Here is a 22542-nt window from a genome sequence, read left to right as displayed (position 1 = left end):
GTTTGGCGCAATGAAAAGTAAGCCTTAAGGCGAATACCGGATGTTCGACCTGTCTGTTAAACTCAGAATTGCATCGGCGTATACAAGCCCAGATTGCCAAGCAGCCCACAAATCATTGATTGCACCCTGCCCAGATTCTAGCCTACATGCGTAGCTGCTGCATTCCAGTATGCGCATATTAATTTTTGACAATGGAGACAGAGAGTTGAAACGCATTTTTACACTCGGAATGGCACTTGGCCTGTTCACCGCAAGCGTTGCATCCGCAGACACGTTCCTGCGTTATGGCGAGGTTGAAGGTTGGAAAGTATTTATTGACGAGGACAAGAAATCCTGCCTGATCGAAGCTGTAGACGACGCCGAAAATGTCGTTCAGATGGGTCTGACCGAAGACCGTAGCGTCGGATATGTCGGCGTCTTTACCAAGGCCAAGACCGACATCAAGCGCGGCGAAAAAGAAGCTGTCGCGGTCCTGCTGGGCGACAACATCTATGTTGGTGAAGCAACCGGTATGAAGGGCAACATCACCAAGGGTTACTCAGGTGGTTACGTCCTGTCCGACGATCCCCAATTCGCCGATGATCTCGCCAAGCAAAAGGTCATGGTTGTATTCCCGGAAAAAGAATTTGCCTTCACCGTTGATCTGACCGGTACTTACAAAGCCATGGAAATGGCCCGCAAGTGCAACGAAGAACAGTTGAGCTGATACTCAGTCGGAAAGCGCGGACAACAACCGCGCTTTCTCACCCACGTCATCGGGTTTCGAGATGACATTGGCCAGATCTTCCAACGACGCGATCGAGTGACCAGCGCGGAAGCTGTCCACATGGGGCAGCATTGCTGCGACGCCTTGCGCTTTGGGTGCAAACCCGTCCCAACGCAGTAATGGGTTCAACCAAATCAGGCGTCGAGCGGACAAGTGCAATCGCTCCGTCTCTTTCCTCAGTGCCTCGGGGTCTCCGCGATCCAGCCCGTCCGAGATCAATAGAACCACAGCACCCTGCCCCATGACCCGCCGCGACCAATCGCGGTTGAACGCGTGCAGACACTCGCCAATCCGCGTTCCCCCTTCCCAATCCTGAGCCTCAGCCCCAGCGGCGGCCAGAGCCGCATCTACATCGCGCTGCTGAAGATGACGGGTGATATTCGTCAGACGCGTCCCAAAGGTAAATGCGTGAACCTTGGGCCAGCCTGCCCCTTTGGCGTTCGACACCGCATGCAGGAAATGCAGGACGATCCGGCTGTACTGGCTCATCGACCCCGAGATATCGCAAAGCACGACAAGATTGGGCCATCGAGGTTTCGGCTTGAGCTTAGCAATATCGCGCAACTCTCCACCCTGACGCATCGCCGCGCGCAATGTCCGCGCCCGGTCGATGCGATGCCCCAGGTGGCTGGCCTGACCGCGCCGGGATTCTATCGGCTTCACCGGCAGAGAAAGCCGCGACAGCATGCGCTTGGCTTGCGCGATCTCGGCGGTACTCATCTGCTCAAAGTCCAGACTGCGCAGGCGTTCCTCGGAGGACGCCGTTTGCGAGGCGTCGATCTCTAACTCAGTCTCCTCTTCCTGCTCAGCCACCTCGGGCAGATCACGTTCAACCCCGTCCAACAACGCCTCGGCCGCGCGCTTTTCGGCCGCGTCAGCCTTGTGTTCTTCCTGTACGCCGCGAATGGCAGGCAGCATCATGGACATCATGTGCTCAAGATATCGGGGGTCACGCCAATAGAGGCGAAAGACCTGCGCAAATACAGTGCGGTGTTCCGGGCGGTTCACAAAACAGGCGTGCAATGTCCAGTAGAAATCCTGTTTTTCCGTGAACCCCGCCGCCTGAACCGCGCGAATAGCATCCACCACTCGACCCGTCCCAATCGGTAGCCCGGCCTTACGCAACGCGCGTGCGAAATGGGTGATGTTTTGCGCCAGCTTGGGGTTGTCGGGGATGTCGATCGGAAGCTGTTCAGCCATTAAATCACTGCCCACGCCCAGAGGCCAATTGCCAGCGGTAAAAACATACACCAACCAACGACGTAAAACCAAGCGAACACCGTGTCGCCGATGACAAATCTTTTCAACCGTCTAGTTTCGTTAATCAAAGCGGTTATCTGCTCTTCAGATCCCTCAAATTCAACTTTTTCACTGTTTTCTCTGAGTTTCTCCCAATCCGTTAAATAGAGTTCCAATTTCGAAACCAACTTGCTTCTCCCGCCAAAAAGAATTGGAACTTCTGTAGACTTAAGCGCTACGTTCCAGTTTCTTAGGCTAAGGAAGTCTCCCAACCATTGTACGACATGAGAAACTAATGCGATCAACAACACAGAATTGATCACACCTTGGGTTTGTTCAAGTCGTAAACGGATACCCAATACTGATACTTCTGAGATATCAATTTCCAAATAGTGCACCAACAATACAGCGACGCTAAGTGACAAAACGACCCTCATCGATGCTCGTGTGGCTCGACTGACTAGCTCTAGGCCGCCCAGCCTCATACAGGTTCCCGAGAGTTTTTGACTTGATCCAGTATTCGTTTCGCCTCGGACCCCTGCAATTTCTGGATGTCGTCCTGGTATTTCAAGATCGCACCCAGAGTATCTCCGATGACTTCGGGGCTGAGGTTGATGACGTCCAGAGCCAACAGGCATTTGGCCCAATCTATCGTCTCAGCCACACCCGGTTTCTTGAACAGGTCTTCGGTGCGTAGATGCTGAACAAAGGCCACGACCTCACGACTAAGCGCTTCGGCAGCTTCCGGCGCGCGCGCGTGCAGGATTTCGATCTCTCGGTCGAAATCGGGGTAGTCGACCCAATGATAGAGGCAGCGTCGTTTTAGTGCATCATGCACCTCACGTGTGCGGTTCGAGGTGACGATAACGATGGGCGGCTCCGGTGCTTTGACCGTGCCCAGTTCAGGAATCGTGACCTGAAAATCGCTGAGCGCTTCAAGCAGGAAGGCCTCGAAGGGTTCATCCGTGCGATCAAGCTCGTCGATCAGCAGAACCGGCGCGCCGTTTTCCTCCGGACGCATCGCCTGCAGCAGCGGGCGTTCAATCAGGTACTCGTCCGAGAATAGCTCGGTCTGCAATGTGCCCCGATCCGCCCCTCCCGAGGCTTCGGCCGTGCGGATCGCCACCATCTGCGCCGGAAAATTCCATTCGTAAACAGCAGAAGAAGCATCCAGACCTTCGTAGCATTGTAACCTGATCAGGCGCCGGTTCAGACCGGCGGCAAGAGCCTTGGCGATCTCGGTTTTGCCCACCCCGGCCTCACCTTCCAGAAACAGTGGTCGGCCCAGTTTCAGGGACAGAAACACCACCGTCGCCAGCGCCCGCCCGCAGACATAGCCCTGTGAACCCAACATGGATTGTACGGCGTCGATGGAATCTGGCTGTGTCATGTTTCGATCTCTCCCTTGGCACAACAGGTCATGGCCGCCCGCGCGCGTCAAGTCCGTGTTCTTTCCGGGACTTACGACGATCGGACTGATTGACAAGGTCTGGGACCGAATTGAAGGTCTTTCACCGCCGGGTCCGCTGTGCTAGCGGAAGGCCATGACCGATACCCTCACGATCCGCCGCCCCGACGACTGGCATCTGCACCTGCGCGATGGCGCGATGTTGCAGGCCGTCCTGCCCGAAACCGCGCGTCATTTTGCCCGCGCAATCATCATGCCGAACCTTGTGCCGCCCGTCGTGCGCGGGGATCAGGCCGCCGCCTATCGCGACCGCATATTGGCCGCGCTGCCCGAAGGCATGACGTTCGAGCCGTTGATGACCCTGTACCTGACCGAGGATACGGACCCCGATGATATGGCAGCAGCCCACGCCAGCGGTCTGGTCAAAGCGGTCAAACTGTACCCGGCGGGCGCGACGACCAACTCTGCCTCGGGCGTGCAGGACTTCGACAAAGTGCGCCCAGTGCTGGAAAAGATGGCCGAGATCGGACTGCCCATGTGTGTGCATGGTGAGGTGACCGACGCCGAGATCGACATCTTCGACCGCGAAGCTGTATTCATCGACCGTGTTCTGGATCCGATCCGCAAGGCCACTCCCGGACTGCGTGTGGTGATGGAGCACATCACGACCGCGAACGGTGTCGATTACGTCAAATCCAATAACAAGGATCTGGGTGCAACGATCACGGCACACCACCTGATTATCAACCGCAACCATATCCTCGTTGGTGGAATCAAGCCGCATTACTATTGCCTGCCTGTCGCCAAGCGTGAAGAACATCGACTGGCTCTGCTGGCGGCTGCAACCTCGGGCGATGCGCGGTATTTCCTGGGTACTGACAGCGCACCCCACACCGACGCCAACAAGGAAATGGCCTGCGGGTGTGCGGGATGTTTCACGGCGACCAATACAATGTCACTTGTGGCCGAGATGTTTGACCGCGAGGGCGCTTTGGACAAGCTGGAAGGCTTTGTGTCTCTGAACGGCCCGGCCTTCTATCGCCTTCCGGTGAATGAGGAAACCATCACCCTGACCAAAGGCGAACCGGTGGAATACCCGGGCAAGATCGACTGCGACGAAGGTCCGGTCACAGTATTTGAACCGGGTTTCCCGCTACACTGGCGCGTGACTTAAACCGCTAGCAACGCAGACAAATCGCGGGCGCGGCCTCCGGTGCGCAGCATCGACCAGATCACGTCCGCGTCCTCTGTTCCGATCAGCTTGTTGGCCTTGCCGCGCACGCGATCCTCACGGTCTGACAAAGTCATGGGGGCCAACAGGTCATGCGTGGCCTCGCGTCTCGCTCCATCCCGGCGCAACAAGGTCAGCTGCGCCTGCGTTTCTGACAAGCTGTCATCCGCTTCGACAGAGACTCGGTCCCGCAAGGATACCAGTCGCGGGTCGGCGCATGTCTTGTCTGAATAGCTGCCTGGCAGGGCCGTATCATAGCCAAGCGCCTGCATCGCAATCACCGTCCTATATGAGAACTTGGCACCAAGGCCAGTTGTCGGGGATGTCTGGTTGCAGACGCTCATCCACCTTGGATGCGTCTTGATCTTGATCTCGGCGACTTCCGGTTCAGCGATATCCAGGTCGCGCGCGGCCTCAAGCGCGGCGTGCAATCCGTGGCAACAGGCATGAAACTTGTGACTGACGCTTTCAAAAAGCCATTCCGCACCCAGCCCATCCAATGAGGCTGCAATGTCAGACTGACCTTTATGCGTCGCGCCAAATCCATAGGACCCTTCCAGCGCGTCTGAATTGGGATCGAATCCCGATGCCACCAACAAAGCTGCCTCAACCCCGGCAGAGGCCGCAAGACCCGCGTTATAAGGTTTTCCCATCGTTCCGAATTGCGCCTTTAGACCGGCAGCCCTAGTCGCCGTCAGGCCCAGAACTTTTCGCATCTGTTCGACGTCGAACCCCAGTATGCGCCCTGCAGCGACAGCTGCACCAAACGCGCCAGACGTGGCGGTCTGGTGAAAGCCCGCCTGATAGTGATCACGCCCCAGCCAGAGGCCGATCCGAATGGATGTCTCCATCCCAACCAAGGCTGCCTCAAGGAGATCGACCAGAATACGATCGTCCCATTCGCATAGGGCCAGCGCCGCCGGAAGGACGGCAACGGATGGATGCCCGATATGGGCAAAATGCGTGTCGTCATAATCCAGGGCATGCGACACTGTTCCGTTTACCAATGCAGCACCGCGCAGGGGCGCCCCACCTCCGCCAAAAAGGCGCGCTTGTTCCGTCCCCCCTTCGCCAAGCACAAGGTCGCGCACTGTCCGGGAAACAGGCTCATCAACTCCGGCACGCCCGACAGCAATCCAGTCCAAAACAGAAAGAGACGTAACGACCCGCGTCTGCAAAGTCGTCGTGATAGGCCCCGCCGCGAAGGCTGCCAGTGATGTGGTAAAATCGGTCATGGGCGCAGTCTAGCGACCGCCAACCCGGGGTAAAGACCTAGCTGTACAAGTCCTTCGCGCGGGTCTCAAAGGCTTGAACGATCCGATGCATGGCCTCGTTAAAGACCACGCCGATGATCCCTTGAAGGATCGCGTTCTTGAATTCGAAATCCACGTGGAAAGTGATGTTGCATCCGCCATCATCGGCGTCGGCGAACTGCCAGTCGGATTTCATGTATTTGAATGGGCCGTCCAGATATTCGGTGTCGATTCTTTTCTGATCGGCAAACAATGTCACTCGGCTGCCGAACCGTTCGCGAAACACTTTGAACGAGATCACCAAGTCTGCCTCCATGACCTGCGCCTCGCCCGCCGCATAGGTCCGACGAATGCGGGCGGCTGCGCACCACGGCAGAAACTCGGGATACTTTGCCACGTCCGCGACCAGCTCGTACATCTGCTGAGCAGTGTAAGGAAGGTGACGTGTTTCCGAATGAGTAGGCATGGCGTCCGGTTTTTCAGGTGACAATGGCGCGTCATGTCGTATGTTGCGCGCCAAAGATCAAGGGGGCAGCGATGAGCGACCGCGCATATGTGATAGATACGATGATCTCGGCCAAGGCGATTGCAGCCCGAATCGAGGAATTATGCCGCGAAATCACGGCAGAATTCGGAGATACCGACAAGCTGATCGTGGTCGGCCTGCTGCGCGGCAGTTTCGTCTTCATCGCGGATCTGGTGCGCGAGCTGGACCTGCCGATCGAAGTCGATTTCCTCGAAGTATCCTCGTATGGAGACGCGATGGAAAGCAGCCGGGAAGTACGCATTCTCAAGGACTTGCGCGGTGCGATTGAAGGGCGCGATGTTTTAGCGGTCGAGGATATCGTCGACACGGGCCACACGCTGAACCACGTTACAAAACTCTTGCGCAGCCGCAAGCCAAGCCGACTTAAGTCCATTGCCTTGCTGGACAAACCCAGCCGGCGCGAGGTCGATTTCCGTTCCGATTGGATCGGCTTTGAAATTCCGGACGAATTTGTTGTGGGTTACGGGATCGACTACGCGCAGCGCAATCGCAACTTGCCGTTTATTGGTAAGGTTCGTTTTGTCGAAGACTGAGAGGGGCAAAAACAAACCCAGTTTCCAATCGTCAAAGTAGCTGCGCACCCTTGTATTCACTTAAATGAATACCATTGGACAACGCCCTCAACAACAGATTACCCTCCGATCATCTTGGGAGGATTCTGCTTATGAAAGTAATGTCTATTGGGCTTCTGGCGACTTGCGCAGTCGCCGCAACGGTTGGTCTTGCGGACGCAAAAGACAACAAGGGCAAAGGGAAAGGCCCAGACAAGTCGAAAATCGAAAAGTCGATAAAGACCAATAATGGCGTTGGTGTACCGCCTGGACAGATCAAGCGTTATACGCGAGGTCAGAAAATCCCTAACGATCTGAATTTTGACTATCTTGATGACCTGGACGGCTGGAAGTTGAAACCCCTACCCGCCGGTCAGCGATATATCCGCGTGGATGACGAAATCCTGTCAATATCAGATGACACTAAGACAGTCATTGATGCCGTTGGAATAGTGAGCGATCTCGTAAACTGAAGTTTCAGCCATTAAGTGATCGAATTGCGGCAACAAATACGTCTACTCCTACCGGGATAAGTGCGTCTGGGAAATCATAGTCAGGGTTATGCAATTGCGGATGATCCTGCCCCGACCCAAGCCAAAACATGGCCGTTTTCGCGCCTTTCCCAAATTGCCCAAAATCTTCCGAGAATTTTTGCGGCGTCTTTGTTGAATGGCACGGCACTCCACGCTCGGCGCAGGCTGTTGCGATGATGCTCACCGCGTCGCTGTGATTGACGCAGGCCTCGAAGACATCGTCATAGGTGATCTCAAAACCCAGACTGTCGGCGGATGCAGCGCGGCGCGCCAGCGCCTCGGCCTCGGTGATCAGCGTTTGCATCCGGGCGTCTGAAACGGTGCGCAAGGTCACCCAGATCTCGGCCTGCCCCGGAGCGACGCCGAAAGTCGGCTCTCCCAAACGAGCATGCGTCACAGTTGTCAGCGCAAAATCGGCATCCAACGCGCCGCCCGCGCCCAAACCTGCCAGTTGCAACATCAATTCAGACATTGCCCGAGCTGGGGAAACCCCATCCTGAGGCGCAGCCGCATGGGATGTCTTGCCGGTCAGGATGATCTTCATCCCGCGCGAGGCGCAGTTAGCCGAACCCTGACACAACTCAACGGCGCCAAGTTCCAACCCCGGCAGATTGTGCAAAGAGAACACGTAGTCCGGCGCGATCTGCGCGAATTGGGGGTCCGTGCGAAAGGCGATGGCACCCTGCCCGGTTTCCTCAGCCGGTTGAAAGATCAGAACCACCCGACCCTTATTAGGTCGCTGTCGCGCCAGGTCTTCGGCAACGCCAAGCACCATCGTCATGTGCCCATCATGGCCGCACAAATGCCCTTTGCCCGGAACCTTCGACACATAGGGGTGCGTGCCAAGTTCTTGAACCGGCAGTCCGTCCAACTCGCACCGGATACCCACGGTCGGCCCAGCCTGCCCACTGTCAAAAACCGCGGCAACACCGTGCCCCCCCAGTCCGGTAAGCACATGGTCCGCACCGAATCCCTGCAGCAGCTCTGTCATGCGGGCAGCGGTATCGTGCTCCTGGCCGGAAAGTTCGGGATATTGGTGCAGGTCGTGGCGCAGGCGTGTCAGCCGCGCGTGCGCTTCGGGTGTCACCCCTGTTCCAGCTTTTTCTGGCGAGCCTCACGCAACCGGGCAAAGTCATCGCCCGCGTGATAGGATGACCGGGTCAGTGGCGTCGCGGACACCATCAGGAACCCTTTTCCATAAGCTGCCTTTTCATATGATGCGAATTCTTCCGGCGTCACGAACCGATCCACACCATGGTGTTTGGGCGTGGGCTGCAGATACTGACCGATGGTTAGAAAGTCGATATCGGCGGCGCGCATGTCATCCATGACCTGCCGAACTTCTTGCTCATTCTCACCCAATCCAACCATGATTCCCGATTTGGTGAAAATAGACGGGTCCAGCTCTTTGACACGCTGCAACAGCCGCAACGAGTGGAAATAACGCGCACCGGGACGCACTTCGAGGTACAGGCCGGGTACGGTTTCCAGATTGTGGTTGAACACATCCGGCTTGGCCTCGACGACAGTCTCAAGAACGGAAGAATCACATTTCAGGAAATCTGGTGTCAGGATTTCAATCGTCGTCTTAGGCGACCGGTGCCGCACCGCGCGTATCGTCTGCGCGAAATGATCGGCACCGCCGTCCTTCAGATCATCGCGGTCAACAGATGTGATCACGACGTGGTTCAAACCCAGCTTTTCGACCGCATGTGCCACGCGCCCTGGTTCAAATGCATCCAACGAGTCAGGACGACCCGTTGCAATGTTACAGAAGGTACAGCCGCGCGTGCAGATCTCGCCCATGATCATCATCGTGGCGTGACCCTGGCTCCAGCATTCGCCGACATTCGGGCATCCGGCCTCTTCACAGACAGTGACCAGATTATTCTCACGCATGATCTTGTGCGTCTCGGCATAACCCTTACCGCCGGGTGCTTTGACGCGTATCCACTTGGGCTTTTTGGGCTGCGCATTGTCTGGACGATGCGCTTTTTCGGGATGACGTTGTTCTGGGATCTTCAGATCACGCACGGCTGGCTTTCCTGACTTTGGGTCAATTTTCTTTGCCCTAACATAATACGCCCACGCAGACTATGCCACCCGGGCATACCCGCCATGCACGGTACGTTTGCACTCGCAGAAAAAAGCCCGACACTTCAAACACTCTAGGCAGATTAACTTTCGTTTACAGCCACCTAAAGATATATCGCAATTGCAGCATTTCTGGCGTTGAAGGCGGTTTAGAACTGTTTTAAGTCACCATTAATTCTAATGTGAATCACAGGAGCCCGTAGATGAAAACCGGCGCAAAACTGCCTTCCGTTACCTTCCATACCCGCGTCCGCGACGAGGCAATCGAAGGATCCAACCCGTTCCGTTGGGAAGACAAAACAACCGCGGATTACTTCGCAGGCAAGCGCGTCATCCTGTTTTCCCTGCCCGGAGCGTTCACACCCACATGCTCTACCTTTCAACTGCCCGGTTTCGAAAACGGGTATGCCGATTTCACTGCCAAGGGCATCGATGAAATCTACTGCATGTCCGTGAATGACAGCTTTGTCATGAACAAATGGGCACAGGATCAGGGCCTTAAAAACGTCAAAGTCATCCCTGACGGTTCGGGCGAGTTTACCCGCAAAACGGGCATGCTGGTCGACAAGGAAAACTTGGGCTTTGGCATGCGTTCGTGGCGCTACGCTGCCATCGTAACCGATGGTGTGGTCGAAGCTTGGTTCGAAGAGCCCGGACTGATGGACAACTGCCCCGAAGATCCCTATGGCGTTTCGTCCCCGGAAACCCTGATGAAGCACCTGGAAGAAGCCAAAGAACCGGCACTGGCATAACAATTGTCAGGCTGACGTATCAAAGGCTCGCCTCTGGCGGGCCTTTTTTAATGGCGGGTCGCGGTTACGATATCATCGCCAACACGCCGGATGACTTCCGCAAGACTGTCGAACCAGTCTTCATGTCCCGTCGAAAGGCGTCGGACCAACCCTACCGTCCGCGCAGGCTGCGGTGCCCCGAACCGCATGAGCTTGAGCCCCGGAACAGCTTCGGTCTCCGAGCGGGCCGCGAGTTCAGGCATGAGTGTCAGACCAAACCCTTCCGCAACCAGTCGCGACAGGGTAGCCAATGAGGACGCCCCCATATTGATCAAACCGCTGCTTCTGTCTTGACCACAGACCTCAAGAGCCTGATCCGTCAGGCAATGCCCGTCATCCAGCAACATCAACTGCGCGGTCTGCAGATCCACCGGGCGCAAGGCGTCCGGGTCTGAGTGTACTGTGCCAAGCCGCCCCGCGCTTCCGGCAAGCAGAAAGCGATCCTCGAAAAGCGGCAATTCGAACAATTCGCTGCCACCGGCTGGCAAGGCCATCACACCGGCATCGATTTCCCCGGCCCGCAGCATGGCCAGCAAGCGCTCGGTCCGTGCCTCGCGGATCTGCACCCGCAAGGAGACATCTGCCGTGCGCAGCCCGGCAAGCACACCAGGCAAAAGATAAGGCGCGATCGTCGGAATGATCCCAATTGCCAACGACCGATGCCCAACGGAATGATCCTTTGCGAACTGGTCCAGCCTGTCTGCCGCGCCTAGCACCTGACGGGCGTAGTCCAGCACGTCGCGCCCCAACGGCGTCAGCAGTATGTCGCGGGCCTGACGTTCGAACAGCGGCCCGCCCAAGGTCTCTTCTAACGCTTTGATTTGAACCGACAGCGCGGGTTGTGAGACATGGCAGACCTGCGCCGCACGACCAAAATTACGCTGATCTGCCACCGCATTGAAATACTGAAGCTGTCTGAGGGTAAAATTCATAGGCAATTCCTATCACTACCCCCTGAAACCTCAACTGCGAATTATGGAATTTCTACCCAATCAGGCGAGTTTTCTCTGCTTGATCTTCGTAATGGCGCTTTAGACGTTGCAGGGCGATGCGCAACACGATCTTCCCGGAACGCGCCGACCACCCCATGCGTTTTTCGGCCAATTCCAGCCCCTCAAGGTAACAGCAGCACCGCAGTGCCACGTCGCTTAACCCCGGTCCCAGATCCGACAGGGCACGTTCAACCCGAACGCGCGCGTCTGACGATCCCTGGCCTGCATACGTTCCATTTGCGAAACTTCCCCGCCCCCCGGCCGTTAGAAAGTGATCCCAGTTTTGGGCAACCTGCGGGCCGATCTGCGACAGTTCAAAGTCTTCGCGCAGCCGTTCGCCAGCGCCGACCAGAGTTTCGTCGAGAAAGGGCTTCCCGTCCTTGTCCCGCCTGCGCGCCAACGCGATCAGCGGGCTTTCGGCGGCACTGTACCGAATACGTCTGGCACTGTGCGGGGACCTGTCCTGTCTTTGTTCGCCATGCGGTTGAAACGGCGATTGCGCCTCGGCCATGCCGAACTCGTTTCTGGCGCGGGCTTTGTTCTCGGCCTCGGCGATCAGTTGGCTTAAGGCCGACCGCCCAGCGGAAGAGATGCGATACCGGGAAATACGTCCGGGATTATCGCAGGATATCCAATCATTCAGAGCCAGCGCTTGCGCAATCGTGCAATCGACGACCGCAGTTCTTGCGGTCCCGCTGTCGCCGGTGTCCCGAACGACCACAGCCTTGTCCATCTCTTCCGCCACAGCCAGAACCGCGCCGGTTTCGCAAAGGCGTCGCAGTATTCTAAGAGCTTCGCGGTTAAACTCATCGTCCTTGCTTGCTGCATCGTTGGCCTGAATCCCCAAAGGCTCGTTCAGGGACCCAGCACGCCCCTGTTGATCCGTGAAATGGTCCTCTGCCAGCGCTTGCAGAGCAGCATCCACCAATGGATCGTCCCGGCGCATTTCAATACGTCGGATCTGTCTGAGTATGGTTGACGCATGGCACCCCACGGATCGCGCGATGTCGCGGATCGATTGACCGGTTTCGGTATGCGCCAGGTATCTCTGCGCCCCTTCAGGCACCCACGCCGGAATGGTGAAAGCCATGTTTTCTTGCATAGTTACTTGCCCTCGTCGACAAAACAATCGGTTCTCAATCGCCCCCGGTGAATGTGTTAACCAATTCTAACTAGAGCCGCTTTCGTTACTCGTTCGTTAACCGGGACAGACAACAACCAGATTTGATTCAAAATCATAAACACTCATGAAGTCAGAGTTCGGAGGGAACCCACACAAGGCAACACTCGCTTAAGTTGTGTGACAAATGGCTATCTTCTGTTCAACCAAGGGATCACCGAAATGCAGGACCTGATGACCATCATTACAACGCTCCGCCGCCCACGCCTGTTGGCTCGGGCCGCAAAAATTGGGGCGCAGGAGTATGATCGGGACCGGCATCTTCAACGTGTTCTGGGATACGGATCACTGCCCGGCACAGGGTCTGCATTGGTTCGTCTGTTGGAATTGGAACGAGAGGTAAACGCCCAAAGACTGGCCGAAGACGCCGCCTATTCGCTGGTCCGCCATCTGGACCTGCTGATTGCGCTATTGGGCGAGGCGCAACTGTTCAAAGCCAGTCGCGCCACGCAGTATCAATGATCAGGTGAAGGCATCCGGCATGGATGCTTTCTTTTCCGCCACGTATGCGTTCAATGCTTCGTTGACGGCGGGGTCGAGTTGCGGTTGTTGGTAGTTGGCCAGCAGATGCTCGACCCGCGACGTGGCCAGTTGACGTGTGTCGCGCCCGCCTTCGTCTTCCCAAGTCTCAAAGGGTTTGTAATCCAGAACCTCGGACTTCCAGAACGCTTCTTTAAAATTCGCCTGCGTGTGGGCACAGCCCAGATAGTGACCGCCCGGGCCAACTTCGCGGATCGCATCCATCGCCTGCGCGTTTTCATCATAGGCCACGCCCTTGGCCAGACCGTGCAGAACGCCCAACTGGTCGGCATCCATGACGAACTTTTCGAAGTCTGCAACAAGACCGCCTTCAAGCCAGCCGCAGGAGTGCAGCATGAAGTTCACGCCAGCCATTAGCCCCATGTTCAACGAGTTTGCGGTCTCATAAGCCGCCTGTGCATCAGGCAATTTCGAGCCGCAGAACGACCCGGCCGAGCGGAACGGCAGGTTCAGACGTCGCGCCAGCTGGCCCGCACCGTAGGTAACCATCGAAGCCTCGGGCGTACCAAATGTCGGCGCGCCAGAGTTCATATCGATCGATGACACAAAGGCACCGAAAATCGCTGGCGCACCCGGACGGATGATCTGGCTATACGCGACACCAGCCAGAACTTCGGCCAGAACCTGCGTTAATGTCCCTGCAATCGAAACCGGCGCCATCGCACCACCCACGATAAAGGGCGAGATGATGCAGGCCTGATTGTTCTTCGCATAAACTTCCAGCGCGCCCATCATCACGTCGTCGAAGGTCATCGGCGAGTTGATGTTGGTCAGCGAGGTCATCACTGTGTTTTCCTGAACGAACTCTTTGCCGAACAGAATCTCACACATCTCAACCGAATCCTGCGCACGGCTGGGATCGGTGACCGAGCCCATGAACGGCTTGTCCGACAAGGTCATGTGCGCCATCAGCATGTCCAGGTGACGCTTATTCACCGGAATATCTGTCGGCTCGCACACGGTCCCGCCCGAATGGTGCAACCACTTGGACATATACGCCAGTTTCACGAACTTGTTGAAATCTTCCATGTTCGCATAGCGACGGCCACCTTGGGCGTCCCGCACAAAGGGTGGGCCGTACACCGGGGCCAGAACCAGATTACGGCCACCGATGACAACCGATTTCTCGGGGTTACGGGCATGCTGCGTGAATTCGCTGGGCGCTGTTTTGATCAGCTGACGCGCCAAACCGCGCGGAATGCGGACGCGTTCACCATCGACATCGGCGCCAACATCTTTCCAGCGCTGCAACGCGGCTGGGTTGTCGACAAAGTTCACGCCGACTTCGGCCAGAATGGTTTCCGCATTGGTTTCGATGATCTCCAACGCTTCTTCGTTGAGAACCTCGAAGTTCGGAATATTCCGTTCGATGTATTTCGCCGTTTCGATGCGAACCGCGGTACGTTCGGCCCGGCGGGCGGCACCACCGCCACCTCTTGCCCGACGCCGGGTGTTTGCCTCTGCCATGAGAAGATCCCGTCTATTGATTGATTTGATCAGTTTGTTACAGCAAGCATTTGGGGCAAAGCATCTAATTTACGGCGCTATAGGGGGAAAAGCGACATCCGCAGGAACCAAAACCGTCAGGCACTTGCTCTGATCAGGAAAGTTCCTTCTCCATCAGGATCGTCTTTCCGCTCACCTCTTTCTCGTGCCAGCCCAAGTAGTGGTACATGGAGACTGTCGCTCGCATCAATTTGTGCGTTCGCAACCTGAGCTTAGTGGCGCCCGTTCCGTTGGCTTCTTGTTCAGCTAATTCGATCAACCGCCTCGCCAACCCTGCCCCTTGTGCCTTTGGCGATACGGCAAGGTTAAAGATCATCACCGCAGAATCGACCTGGTCAAAAACAATAAACCCGACGATGTCTTCATCCTTCGTGGCAACCCAGGCCTGATGCGCGGCGATGTCGTCGCCAACGCCGTCCGTGACATCGGGCAGATCAGGAATATCGCGCAATGCCTCCGCATAGGCCGCCGCAATGCAGGTTGTGACCGCTACGGTATCAGCAGCACTTGCGCGGCGTAGTACGATCTCGGGCATCTCGCGCTCTTTCTGTATTATCCTGAGGCTCAATTGCACAAATGACGTCATAGCGCTTGCACATGCAAGGCTTGCGACCTAATAGCCAACCATGACCCAAGACACCCATGACCGCCTTCTGATCATCGACTTCGGCAGCCAGGTTACGCAGCTTATTGCGCGCCGCCTGCGCGAGCTGAATGTCTATTGCGAAATCCACCCCTATCAAAAAGTCACGATGGACTTTGTGCGGGAAATGGCCCCGAAGGCCGTGATATTCTCGGGCGGTCCTGACAGCGTTACACGTGAGGGTTCGCCCCGTGTCCCGCAAGATATCTTTGACTACGGCGTTCCAATCCTTGGTATCTGTTACGGCCAACAGGTGATGATGCACCAGCTGGGCGGCAAAGTTGAAAGCGGACACGGCACGGCCGAGTTCGGGCGTGCGTTTGTTACCCCGCAGGCAAAGCTGGATATTTTGGAAGGCTGGTTTTCGGACGGTGACGAGCAGGTCTGGATGAGCCACGGCGACCATGTCAGCGAAATCGCGCCCGGCTTCACCGTTTACGGCACCTCACCCAACGCGCCTTATGCGATTACAGCGGACAGCGACCGTCATTTCTATGCGGTTCAGTTCCACCCCGAAGTGCACCACACACCCAAAGGTGCAAAACTGTATGAGAATTTCGTCAAACTTGCCGGGTTCAAGGGCGATTGGACCATGGGTGCCTATCGCGAACAAATGATCGAAAAGATCCGCGAGCAGGTCGGCGACAAAAAGGTCATTTGCGGTCTGTCCGGTGGTGTCGACAGCTCGGTCGCGGCGATCCTGATCCACGAGGCAATCGGCGATCAGCTGACCTGTGTATTCGTGGACCATGGCTTGCTTCGCAAGAACGAGGCCGAAGAAGTCGTCGGCATGTTCCGCGATAATTACAACATCCAGCTGATCCACGCGAACGAAAGCGATCTGTTCCTTGGTGAACTCGAAGGTCAAAGCGACCCCGAGACCAAGCGCAAGATCATAGGCAAGCTGTTCATCGACGTGTTCCAGAAACACGCTGACACCATCGATGGTGCAGAGTTTCTGGCGCAAGGCACGCTGTATCCAGACGTTATTGAATCGGTGTCCTTCTCGGGCGGCCCCTCGGTCACGATCAAATCGCACCACAACGTTGGTGGCCTGCCCGAAAAGATGGGCCTGAAACTGGTCGAGCCGCTGCGCGAGCTGTTCAAGGACGAGGTCCGCGCGCTGGGTCGCGAGTTGGGCCTGCCGCAGAGCTTTATCGGTCGTCACCCCTTCCCCGGGCCCGGTCTGGCGATTCGCTGCCCCGGTGAGATCACCCGCGAAAAGCTGGACATCCTGCGCGAAGCGGATGCGGTCTATATCGACCAGATTCGCAAGCACGGCCTTTATGACGAAATCTGGCAAGCCTTTGTCGCGATTCTACCGGTTCGCACCGTTGGCGTCATGGGCGACGGGCGCACTTATGACTACGCTTGCGCCCTGCGTGCGGTGACATCGGTGGATGGTATGACGGCTGACTATTATCCATTCAGCCACGAATTCCTAGGCGAAACGGCTACGCGGATCATCAACGAAGTCAAGGGCATCAATCGCTGTACCTATGATATCACCTCGAAACCTCCGGGCACGATTGAGTGGGAATAGACGCCAGTTTGTGTCAATTGTGCGCGTTGAGAACACTTAATCCACTTTCATCAGCGAGAGGCCTTCATGACGAACACCCATTTCTGGATATTGCGAAAGGTCCTGAAACGTGCGTCGAAAGCGTCACTGAAACAGGTCAAAACCTACCGGATTCTGGGTGAAACTTATGGCCAATACAATTCCATAGAAAACTGGGACTGCCGCGATGGTGAGGGCCGTGAAATCCCGTGGTACACATATCCGGCCATCGAATACCTGGACAGCTTCGATCTGAACGGCGTTCGCGTTCTGGAATATGGCAGCGGGAACTCTTCGATCTACTATCTGAATGCAGGTGCAGAGGTAACGTCGGTCGAAAACGACAAAGGCTGGTTTGACAAGATTTCTGCTTCTCTCGCCGACAAACCGCATTTCACCTATTTCTTCGAGCGGGAAGAAGCGCAATATGTTGAACGCGATGAAATACGAAATGCCGATATCGTCGTCATCGATGGGCGCTATCGCAACGCCTGCGCCAGATTTGTTCGGGAACAGTTCCAGCAGAAACGGATAGATCCGACAATGATTGTGTTCGACAATTCGGACAGGCACCCGGACTGCATCGCCTTGCTGGACGAGGCCACAGGCTGGAACAGATGCGATTTCAACGGCTTCGGCCCGATAAATTCCTATACATGGACCACATCGGCCTATCTCAATCCATCGCGGCAACTGCCGAGAAAGAAACCTTTGGCCCCTATAGGTGGGCTGGGCATTCTGAGCGCCGACGACAGCTAGGACGCTGCGGATGCGATGCCGCCGACACACGATAGGATGGGCGTTGTGAAAATACTCAACAAGATCAGAAATTCGGTTTCAAAGCGTCTCAACCCACAAAATACCAGATATTATGGGCTGAACGCTCTGGATCAGAAGCTTGAGCCCTATCTGGATTTCGACAACGGTTCCTTTGTGGAACTCGGGGCCAATGACGGCGTCACGCAATCCAACACCTACTATTTCGAGAAAGAGCGGGGATGGCAGGGTGTCCTGATCGAACCGGCACCGCATAACTTCCTTAAATGTTTCTCTCTACGCGGAAGTCGGAGCAAGGTTTTTTGCAATGCCTGCGTCGAATTCGGATTTCCCGATCGTCTGATCGAGATGGTTTACGCAAACCTGATGAGCGTCAGTGTCGGACAGGAATTAGCCCTTGCGGATCGAAGCGAGCATTTAAAGAATGCCCAGCTACATATGAAAGAAACCGAGGTCAGTTTCTCTTTCGGCGCGGTCGCGCGCCCGCTCAACGAAATTCTCATCGAGGCTGAAGCCCCCAGCAGAATAAACCTGCTGTCTCTGGATGTCGAAGGGGCGGAACTGAATGTTCTGAAGGGGATTGATCATGACCGGTTTCGCTTTGATTTTATGTTGATCGAGTGCCGGGACCTGGATCGACTGCAGGGATTTCTGGGCACCGTTGGCTACAAATTGGAAACCGCCCTGAACCAGCAGGACTATCTTTTCCGCAACAACCGATAGGCTCTATCCATGCTCTTACGTCTAACGCGGAATTTGCCCGACCGGAGCCGGCGTCTGGCCATCACGCCCGGTTGTGTTCAGGTATTACCGTTTTGACGCGCTCACCGAGTCATCTAGTCAAAGCCGCACTTTGGATGACAGGGGCAATTGCCTCATTTTCAGCTATGGCAATCGCTGGCCGTGAACTGAGCGTGACCCATGACACGTTCGAGATCATGTTCTACCGCAGCCTCGTCGGAACTTGCGTGGTCGCCCTGATTCTGACCCTGACACGCAAATGGCAACAAGTCTCGACCGAACGGATCGGATTGCATGGGGTTCGCAACGTGCTGCATTTCACCGGGCAGAACCTGTGGTTCTACGCAGTCGGTGTCATTCCTCTGGCACAGGTTTTTGCGCTGGAATTCACGCAACCCATTTGGGTCATCCTGCTGTCTCCGCTTTTGTTGAAAGAGCGCCTGACGACCGTGCGCATGCTATCGGCGCTGATCGGATTTGCCGGAATTCTACTGGTCGCCCGGCCGGGCTCCGTGCCTCTCAGTGCAGGTGTGATGACCGCTGCTATGTCCGCTATTTTCTTTGCCTTAACAACGATATCAACAAAGTCCCTCACTCGTTTTGCCAGCATCGGATGCATCATGTTCTGGCTGACAGTAATGCAAGCCGTGCTGGGGCTGATCGCATCGGGTATCGACGGACAAATCACCCTGCCCTCGGCAAGCACAGCTCCGTTTTTGTTACTGGTGGGACTGGCCGGGCTGCTGGCGCATTACTGCATCACAAATGCGCTGGCGATTGCCCCGGCAACCGTTGTGGTGCCGTTTGACTTTGCACGCCTGCCCACAATCGCGGTCATAGGTATGGTTCTGTATCACGAACCGCTGGATCACTGGACCCTATTAGGCGCTGCGGTAATTTTCGTAGGTATTTTCCTGAACGTTCACGCCGAGAATCGTAACAGTTTGGCAACACCTCTACGCGACACTCAACACAAGTAACGCACGGTCACCAGTTGACGATAAGGTAAAGCTCAAGAAAATAACGAGCACCACAATGCAGGTCAGTCCGCACCACATATCAACAGGCGCTGACCTCCAGGAGACCTAGAGGGAGGAACTAATGAAAAAAGCGCTTCTACAGGCGTGTGCGGTATGCGTTGGCGCAACCGGTGCTTACGCAGGCGGTCTTGATCGCAGCGGCCAGGGCGTCAACATTCTGTTTGAGGAAGGTTCTGTCGTGCAGTTCCGTTTGGGTTATGCAAACCCCGACGTGAGCGGTGAGCAGAACGGTGTTGATTCCGGAAACATCGCCAAAAGCTTCTGGACACCACACCTAGCATACAAGCATTCGTTTACCGATCAGTTGGACTTTGCTCTCATCTATGATGAACCGTACGGTGCCGATGTCGAGTACCCGTCGAACTATCCTTTGTCGCAGAACCCCTTGGCCGCTTTTGGTGGTCGCACCGACGTTTTGCGCGCTAAAGCGGATGTTGATGCGATTACTGCCCTGGTGCGTTACAAGTTCGATGGCGGCTTCAGCGCAATCGGCGGTATTCGCGCACAGCGAGCCAAGGCAACGGTTGCTGTCCCGGTTGTTGCCGGTTACGAATTTGAATCCGGCTCTGAGGTTGACTTCGGTTACGTCGTAGGCGTCGCATGGGAACGTCCCGAAATCGCGGCACGTGTCGCACTGACCTACAACTCTAAAATCACGCACGATTTCGACTCGACGGAGTCCATCAACCGAAGACCACCGCCCGTCCCCGCACCGCTTGTGACCGCACAGACCGAAACCGAAGTTGTGACGCCTCAATCGGTAAATCTGGACTTCCAGACCGGTGTGGCACCTAAAACGCTGCTGTTCGGCTCGATCCGCTGGGTTGACTGGCCGCAGACAGTTCTGGCACCGCCGGTTTATACTGCCGCTGCGCAACAGAACCTGGTTGATTACGCGGACGACACCTTCACCTACACACTGGGTCTTGGCTACAAGTTCACCGAAGAGTTTTCTGGCGCGATCTCTGCGGGCTATGAAACGTCCTCGGGTTCTGCTGTTTCGAACCTCGGCCCCACCGACGGTTTCTGGAGCCTTGGCGTAGGTGGTACATACTCCTTCGAGCAGGCTCAGATTTCTGGCGGCATCCGCTATACCGACATCGGAGACGCGACCACCACAACAGGTGGCGAATTCTCGGGCAACTCGGCATGGAGCGTCGGCCTTCAGCTCACTTACACGCTGAACTGATCCCGCCCACCGAACCAACTACAAAAACCCCGCCACTTTCGGCGGGGTTTTTCTTTGCGCAAGTTTCGGGTCGAACATCGCCTTGGGGAATGCGAGAACGGGCTATGGAACCTCAAAAACACCTGTCTCCAAGGGCTTGGGCCGAACTGTTGCTTCTGGGCGTGATCTGGGGCGCATCCTTTATCTCGATCCGCGTCGCATTGGACACGATCCCCGTCATGACCTCGGTTCTGCACCGCGTATTCTGGGCGATGCTGGCGTTGTGGATCGTTGTCTGGGTTAAAAAGCTGAGTGTTCCCACCAGTCCGCGCATCTGGGGCGCATTCCTGATGATGGGGTTGTTGAACAATGCCATCCCATTCTCGCTTATGGCTTGGGGGCAGCTTTACATCGAAACTGGCCTGACCTCGATCCTGAATGCAGCAACCGCCGTCTTCGGCGTCCTGATCGCCGCTATGTTTTTCAAGGACGAGAGGTTGACCCTTGCTCGTGGTGTGGGCGTCGGTCTGGGGTTTCTGGGTGTAGCAATTGCAATTGGCCTCAAGAATTTCGCGACTTTCAACCTTCAAAGCGTTGCCCAACTGGCAATCATCGCAGGAACAGTTTCTTACGCGTTGGCCAGCGCCTGGGCCAGAATCAAGTTGTCTGGCTTGTCTCCCATAGTTGCCGCAGCTGGCATGCTGACCGGCTCAACCATTCTGATTTTGCCTGTTTCCCTCGTGGTCGACGGGCTTCCCGTTTTGAACTTGCCGGCGATCACGTGGGCGGCCATTGCCTATTACGCCCTGATCGCAACAGCCGGAGCGTACTTGCTGTACTACCGCGTTCTTGCCATGGCCGGGGCCGGAAACCTGATGTTAGTAACGCTTGTCATACCGCCAGTCGCCATCGTTTTAGGCACACTGGTGCGCGACGAAACCTTACCGCCGCAGGCCTTTTTGGGCTTTGCCGTGCTGGCGATCGGGTTGTTGATTCTGAACTGGTCCCGCTCACGTGATTGACGCCGCCCCCTGCCCGTTTTAGCTAGGTCAGAAAAAGGGACAGCGGACAATGATCTACAGCTCGGCAAAGGACTGGCGCGAAGCGGCCCGGAAAAAAGTGCTGTTCTTCGGCATGTCTGGGCTGGGTAAGACCTATGTGTCGAACGTGCTGCGCGATTCCGGGGACTGGTTCCACTACTCGATCGACTACCGCATCGGCACCCGGTACATGGGCGAATACATCATCGACAACGCCAAAGCCGAGGCGATGAAAGTTCCATTCCTGCGCGACCTGTTGCTGTCGGATTCGATCTATATCGGCTCAAATATCTCGTTCGAAAACCTGACACCGGTTGCGACTTATCTGGGCAAACCGGGCAACCCCGAACTGGGCGGGCTTGAACTGACGGAATATCGCCGCCGGCAAGAGCAGTTTCGCCTGGCTGAGATCCACGCCCTGCTGGACACCGAGTATTTCATCGACCGCGCCAAACGCCTTTATCAGTATCCAAACTTCATTTGCGATACCGGTGGGTCTATCTGCGAGTGGGTCGACCCGGAGGACCCTGCAGATCACGTCCTGTCCGAGCTGTCCCGGCAAACCCTGATGATCTGGATTAAAGGCGATGAGGATCACACAGCCGAGCTGATCCGCCGTTTCGACAAGGCACCAAAGCCGATGTCTTATCAGGCAGAGTTTCTGACCCGGGTGTGGGGCGAATACCTCACTGAACATGGTTACGCACCCGAGGACGTCGACCCGGACGCCTTTATCCGCTGGACCTATGCCCGTGCCTTGGCGCACCGCCAACCGCGCTATCAGGCCATGGCGGACAATTGGGGTGTCACAGTCACCGCTGATGACATGCACAAGGTCCGCGATGCAGGTGATTTCGATGAGTTGATCGAACGCACCCTTGAGACCCGGACAAACCGGGCTTAATTACCGCCTCTACACAATAACTCCAAAGGCTTGCACC

General features: G+C 56.2%; 24 protein-coding genes. 13 read left to right on the top strand and 11 right to left on the bottom strand.

Going from position 1 to position 22542, the window contains the following annotated elements; translation table 11 throughout:
- Positions 1-205 precede the first annotated feature (205 nt).
- On the top strand, positions 206-706 hold the full coding sequence (locus tag AC2FID_RS02510; protein WP_082649166.1) for a hypothetical protein: 501 nt from the start codon (positions 206-208) through the stop codon (positions 704-706).
- A gap of 3 nt (positions 707-709) precedes the next feature.
- Here the strand turns inward: AC2FID_RS02510 and AC2FID_RS02505 are convergent, their stop codons facing one another.
- Genes AC2FID_RS02505 through AC2FID_RS02495 form a run of 3 tightly spaced genes read right to left on the bottom strand, consistent with a single transcriptional unit; the run spans position 710 to position 3395 of the window.
- A complete protein-coding gene (locus tag AC2FID_RS02505) occupies positions 710-1966 on the bottom strand; it encodes a vWA domain-containing protein (RefSeq protein WP_496835254.1) in 1257 nt (418 codons plus the stop codon).
- Complete coding sequence (locus AC2FID_RS02500) at positions 1966-2430, bottom strand: hypothetical protein (protein WP_496835252.1); 465 nt, start codon at positions 2428-2430, stop codon at positions 1966-1968. Before AC2FID_RS02500 ends, AC2FID_RS02505 begins: the two co-directional genes overlap by 1 nt.
- Positions 2431-2486: 56 nt before the next feature.
- On the bottom strand, positions 2487-3395 hold the full coding sequence (locus AC2FID_RS02495; RefSeq protein ID WP_496835250.1) for an AAA family ATPase: 909 nt from the start codon (positions 3393-3395) through the stop codon (positions 2487-2489).
- A gap of 154 nt (positions 3396-3549) precedes the next feature.
- Between AC2FID_RS02495 and pyrC the strand changes: the two genes are divergently transcribed.
- Positions 3550-4587 carry a dihydroorotase gene (pyrC, locus tag AC2FID_RS02490; protein ID WP_496753859.1) on the top strand — a complete coding sequence of 346 codons (1038 nt, stop codon included), beginning with the start codon at positions 3550-3552 and terminating at the stop codon, positions 4585-4587.
- Here pyrC and AC2FID_RS02485 read toward each other — a convergent pair.
- A complete protein-coding gene (locus AC2FID_RS02485; protein ID WP_496835248.1) occupies positions 4584-5879 on the bottom strand; it encodes an MmgE/PrpD family protein in 1296 nt (431 codons plus the stop codon). The two genes, pyrC and AC2FID_RS02485, sit on opposite strands and share 4 nt — an antisense overlap.
- Positions 5880-5916: 37 nt before the next feature.
- Positions 5917-6363, bottom strand: a complete 447-nt coding sequence (locus tag AC2FID_RS02480) for a type II toxin-antitoxin system RatA family toxin (RefSeq protein ID WP_058271887.1) — start codon at positions 6361-6363, stop codon at positions 5917-5919.
- A 71-nt stretch (positions 6364-6434) separates the two neighbouring features.
- Here AC2FID_RS02480 and hpt point away from each other — a divergent pair, with 71 nt between their 5' ends.
- Positions 6435-6977, top strand: coding sequence for a hypoxanthine phosphoribosyltransferase (gene hpt, locus AC2FID_RS02475; RefSeq protein ID WP_058271886.1), 543 nt, complete (start codon positions 6435-6437; stop codon positions 6975-6977).
- Positions 6978-7108: 131 nt separating this feature from the next.
- Positions 7109-7468 carry a hypothetical protein gene (locus AC2FID_RS02470; protein WP_496695312.1) on the top strand — a complete coding sequence of 120 codons (360 nt, stop codon included), beginning with the start codon at positions 7109-7111 and terminating at the stop codon, positions 7466-7468.
- A gap of 4 nt (positions 7469-7472) precedes the next feature.
- Here the strand turns inward: AC2FID_RS02470 and AC2FID_RS02465 are convergent, their stop codons facing one another.
- Positions 7473-8615, bottom strand: coding sequence for an amidohydrolase (locus tag AC2FID_RS02465; protein WP_496835246.1), 1143 nt, complete (start codon positions 8613-8615; stop codon positions 7473-7475).
- Positions 8612-9562 carry a lipoyl synthase gene (lipA, locus tag AC2FID_RS02460; RefSeq protein WP_058277796.1) on the bottom strand — a complete coding sequence of 317 codons (951 nt, stop codon included), beginning with the start codon at positions 9560-9562 and terminating at the stop codon, positions 8612-8614. The genes AC2FID_RS02465 and lipA overlap by 4 nt, the downstream gene beginning before the upstream one ends.
- A gap of 263 nt (positions 9563-9825) precedes the next feature.
- Here lipA and AC2FID_RS02455 point away from each other — a divergent pair, with 263 nt between their 5' ends.
- On the top strand, positions 9826-10374 hold the full coding sequence (locus tag AC2FID_RS02455) for a peroxiredoxin (protein ID WP_282168413.1): 549 nt from the start codon (positions 9826-9828) through the stop codon (positions 10372-10374).
- Positions 10375-10421: 47 nt separating this feature from the next.
- Here the strand turns inward: AC2FID_RS02455 and AC2FID_RS02450 are convergent, their stop codons facing one another.
- Both AC2FID_RS02450 and AC2FID_RS02445 read right to left on the bottom strand, forming a co-directional pair.
- Positions 10422-11345 carry a hydrogen peroxide-inducible genes activator gene (locus AC2FID_RS02450; protein ID WP_282168414.1) on the bottom strand — a complete coding sequence of 308 codons (924 nt, stop codon included), beginning with the start codon at positions 11343-11345 and terminating at the stop codon, positions 10422-10424.
- Between the two features lie 52 nt (positions 11346-11397).
- Positions 11398-12507, bottom strand: coding sequence for a DUF6456 domain-containing protein (locus tag AC2FID_RS02445; RefSeq protein ID WP_282168415.1), 1110 nt, complete (start codon positions 12505-12507; stop codon positions 11398-11400).
- 240 nt (positions 12508-12747) lie between these two features.
- Between AC2FID_RS02445 and AC2FID_RS02440 the strand changes: the two genes are divergently transcribed.
- Positions 12748-13047, top strand: coding sequence for a DUF6477 family protein (locus tag AC2FID_RS02440; RefSeq protein WP_496835243.1), 300 nt, complete (start codon positions 12748-12750; stop codon positions 13045-13047).
- Here the strand turns inward: AC2FID_RS02440 and AC2FID_RS02435 are convergent, their stop codons facing one another.
- Positions 13048-14592 (bottom strand): trimethylamine methyltransferase family protein, encoded by a 1545-nt coding sequence (locus AC2FID_RS02435; protein ID WP_058271464.1) that lies wholly within the window; start codon positions 14590-14592, stop codon positions 13048-13050.
- Between the two features lie 133 nt (positions 14593-14725).
- Entirely contained in the window at positions 14726-15166 is a 441-nt protein-coding gene (locus tag AC2FID_RS02430) for a GNAT family N-acetyltransferase (protein ID WP_496835242.1), read from the bottom strand.
- Positions 15167-15257: 91 nt separating this feature from the next.
- Between AC2FID_RS02430 and guaA the strand changes: the two genes are divergently transcribed.
- The 7 genes from guaA to AC2FID_RS02395 all read left to right on the top strand — a co-directional run bounded on the left by guaA (position 15258) and on the right by AC2FID_RS02395 (position 22505).
- On the top strand, positions 15258-16817 hold the full coding sequence (gene guaA, locus AC2FID_RS02425; RefSeq protein ID WP_496835240.1) for a glutamine-hydrolyzing GMP synthase: 1560 nt from the start codon (positions 15258-15260) through the stop codon (positions 16815-16817).
- A 66-nt stretch (positions 16818-16883) separates the two neighbouring features.
- Entirely contained in the window at positions 16884-17594 is a 711-nt protein-coding gene (locus AC2FID_RS02420) for a hypothetical protein (RefSeq protein ID WP_496835238.1), read from the top strand.
- A 45-nt stretch (positions 17595-17639) separates the two neighbouring features.
- Positions 17640-18335 (top strand): FkbM family methyltransferase, encoded by a 696-nt coding sequence (locus AC2FID_RS02415; RefSeq protein ID WP_496835236.1) that lies wholly within the window; start codon positions 17640-17642, stop codon positions 18333-18335.
- Between the two features lie 92 nt (positions 18336-18427).
- A complete protein-coding gene (locus tag AC2FID_RS02410; RefSeq protein WP_496835234.1) occupies positions 18428-19333 on the top strand; it encodes a DMT family transporter in 906 nt (301 codons plus the stop codon).
- A 121-nt stretch (positions 19334-19454) separates the two neighbouring features.
- On the top strand, positions 19455-20582 hold the full coding sequence (locus tag AC2FID_RS02405; protein WP_058277787.1) for an OmpP1/FadL family transporter: 1128 nt from the start codon (positions 19455-19457) through the stop codon (positions 20580-20582).
- Between the two features lie 104 nt (positions 20583-20686).
- A complete protein-coding gene (locus AC2FID_RS02400; protein ID WP_282118578.1) occupies positions 20687-21583 on the top strand; it encodes a DMT family transporter in 897 nt (298 codons plus the stop codon).
- Between the two features lie 49 nt (positions 21584-21632).
- Positions 21633-22505 (top strand): ATPase, encoded by an 873-nt coding sequence (locus AC2FID_RS02395; protein ID WP_282118579.1) that lies wholly within the window; start codon positions 21633-21635, stop codon positions 22503-22505.
- Positions 22506-22542 lie beyond the last annotated feature (37 nt).

Source organism: Ruegeria sp. CDSC068, from assembly GCF_059610545.1.
Note: the sequence above shows the minus strand (reverse complement) of the source record. Positions and strands in the feature narration are given on the sequence as shown.

Coding starts and splice junctions, on each gene's coding strand:
- hpt (WP_058271886.1), top strand. CDS start 6,435: ATGAGCGACCGCGCATATGTGATAGATACGATGATCTCGGCCAAGGCG.
- pyrC (WP_496753859.1), top strand. CDS start 3,550: ATGACCGATACCCTCACGATCCGCCGCCCCGACGACTGGCATCTGCAC.
- AC2FID_RS02495 (WP_496835250.1), bottom strand. CDS start 3,395: ATGACACAGCCAGATTCCATCGACGCCGTACAATCCATGTTGGGTTCA.
- AC2FID_RS02445 (WP_282168415.1), bottom strand. CDS start 12,507: ATGCAAGAAAACATGGCTTTCACCATTCCGGCGTGGGTGCCTGAAGGG.
- AC2FID_RS02440 (WP_496835243.1), top strand. CDS start 12,748: ATGCAGGACCTGATGACCATCATTACAACGCTCCGCCGCCCACGCCTG.
- AC2FID_RS02395 (WP_282118579.1), top strand. CDS start 21,633: ATGATCTACAGCTCGGCAAAGGACTGGCGCGAAGCGGCCCGGAAAAAA.
- AC2FID_RS02430 (WP_496835242.1), bottom strand. CDS start 15,166: ATGCCCGAGATCGTACTACGCCGCGCAAGTGCTGCTGATACCGTAGCG.
- AC2FID_RS02480 (WP_058271887.1), bottom strand. CDS start 6,363: ATGCCTACTCATTCGGAAACACGTCACCTTCCTTACACTGCTCAGCAG.
- AC2FID_RS02405 (WP_058277787.1), top strand. CDS start 19,455: ATGAAAAAAGCGCTTCTACAGGCGTGTGCGGTATGCGTTGGCGCAACC.
- AC2FID_RS02455 (WP_282168413.1), top strand. CDS start 9,826: ATGAAAACCGGCGCAAAACTGCCTTCCGTTACCTTCCATACCCGCGTC.
- AC2FID_RS02505 (WP_496835254.1), bottom strand. CDS start 1,966: ATGGCTGAACAGCTTCCGATCGACATCCCCGACAACCCCAAGCTGGCG.
- AC2FID_RS02450 (WP_282168414.1), bottom strand. CDS start 11,345: ATGAATTTTACCCTCAGACAGCTTCAGTATTTCAATGCGGTGGCAGAT.
- AC2FID_RS02435 (WP_058271464.1), bottom strand. CDS start 14,592: ATGGCAGAGGCAAACACCCGGCGTCGGGCAAGAGGTGGCGGTGGTGCC.
- AC2FID_RS02400 (WP_282118578.1), top strand. CDS start 20,687: ATGGAACCTCAAAAACACCTGTCTCCAAGGGCTTGGGCCGAACTGTTG.
- AC2FID_RS02420 (WP_496835238.1), top strand. CDS start 16,884: ATGACGAACACCCATTTCTGGATATTGCGAAAGGTCCTGAAACGTGCG.
- AC2FID_RS02470 (WP_496695312.1), top strand. CDS start 7,109: ATGAAAGTAATGTCTATTGGGCTTCTGGCGACTTGCGCAGTCGCCGCA.
- guaA (WP_496835240.1), top strand. CDS start 15,258: ATGACCCAAGACACCCATGACCGCCTTCTGATCATCGACTTCGGCAGC.
- AC2FID_RS02485 (WP_496835248.1), bottom strand. CDS start 5,879: ATGACCGATTTTACCACATCACTGGCAGCCTTCGCGGCGGGGCCTATC.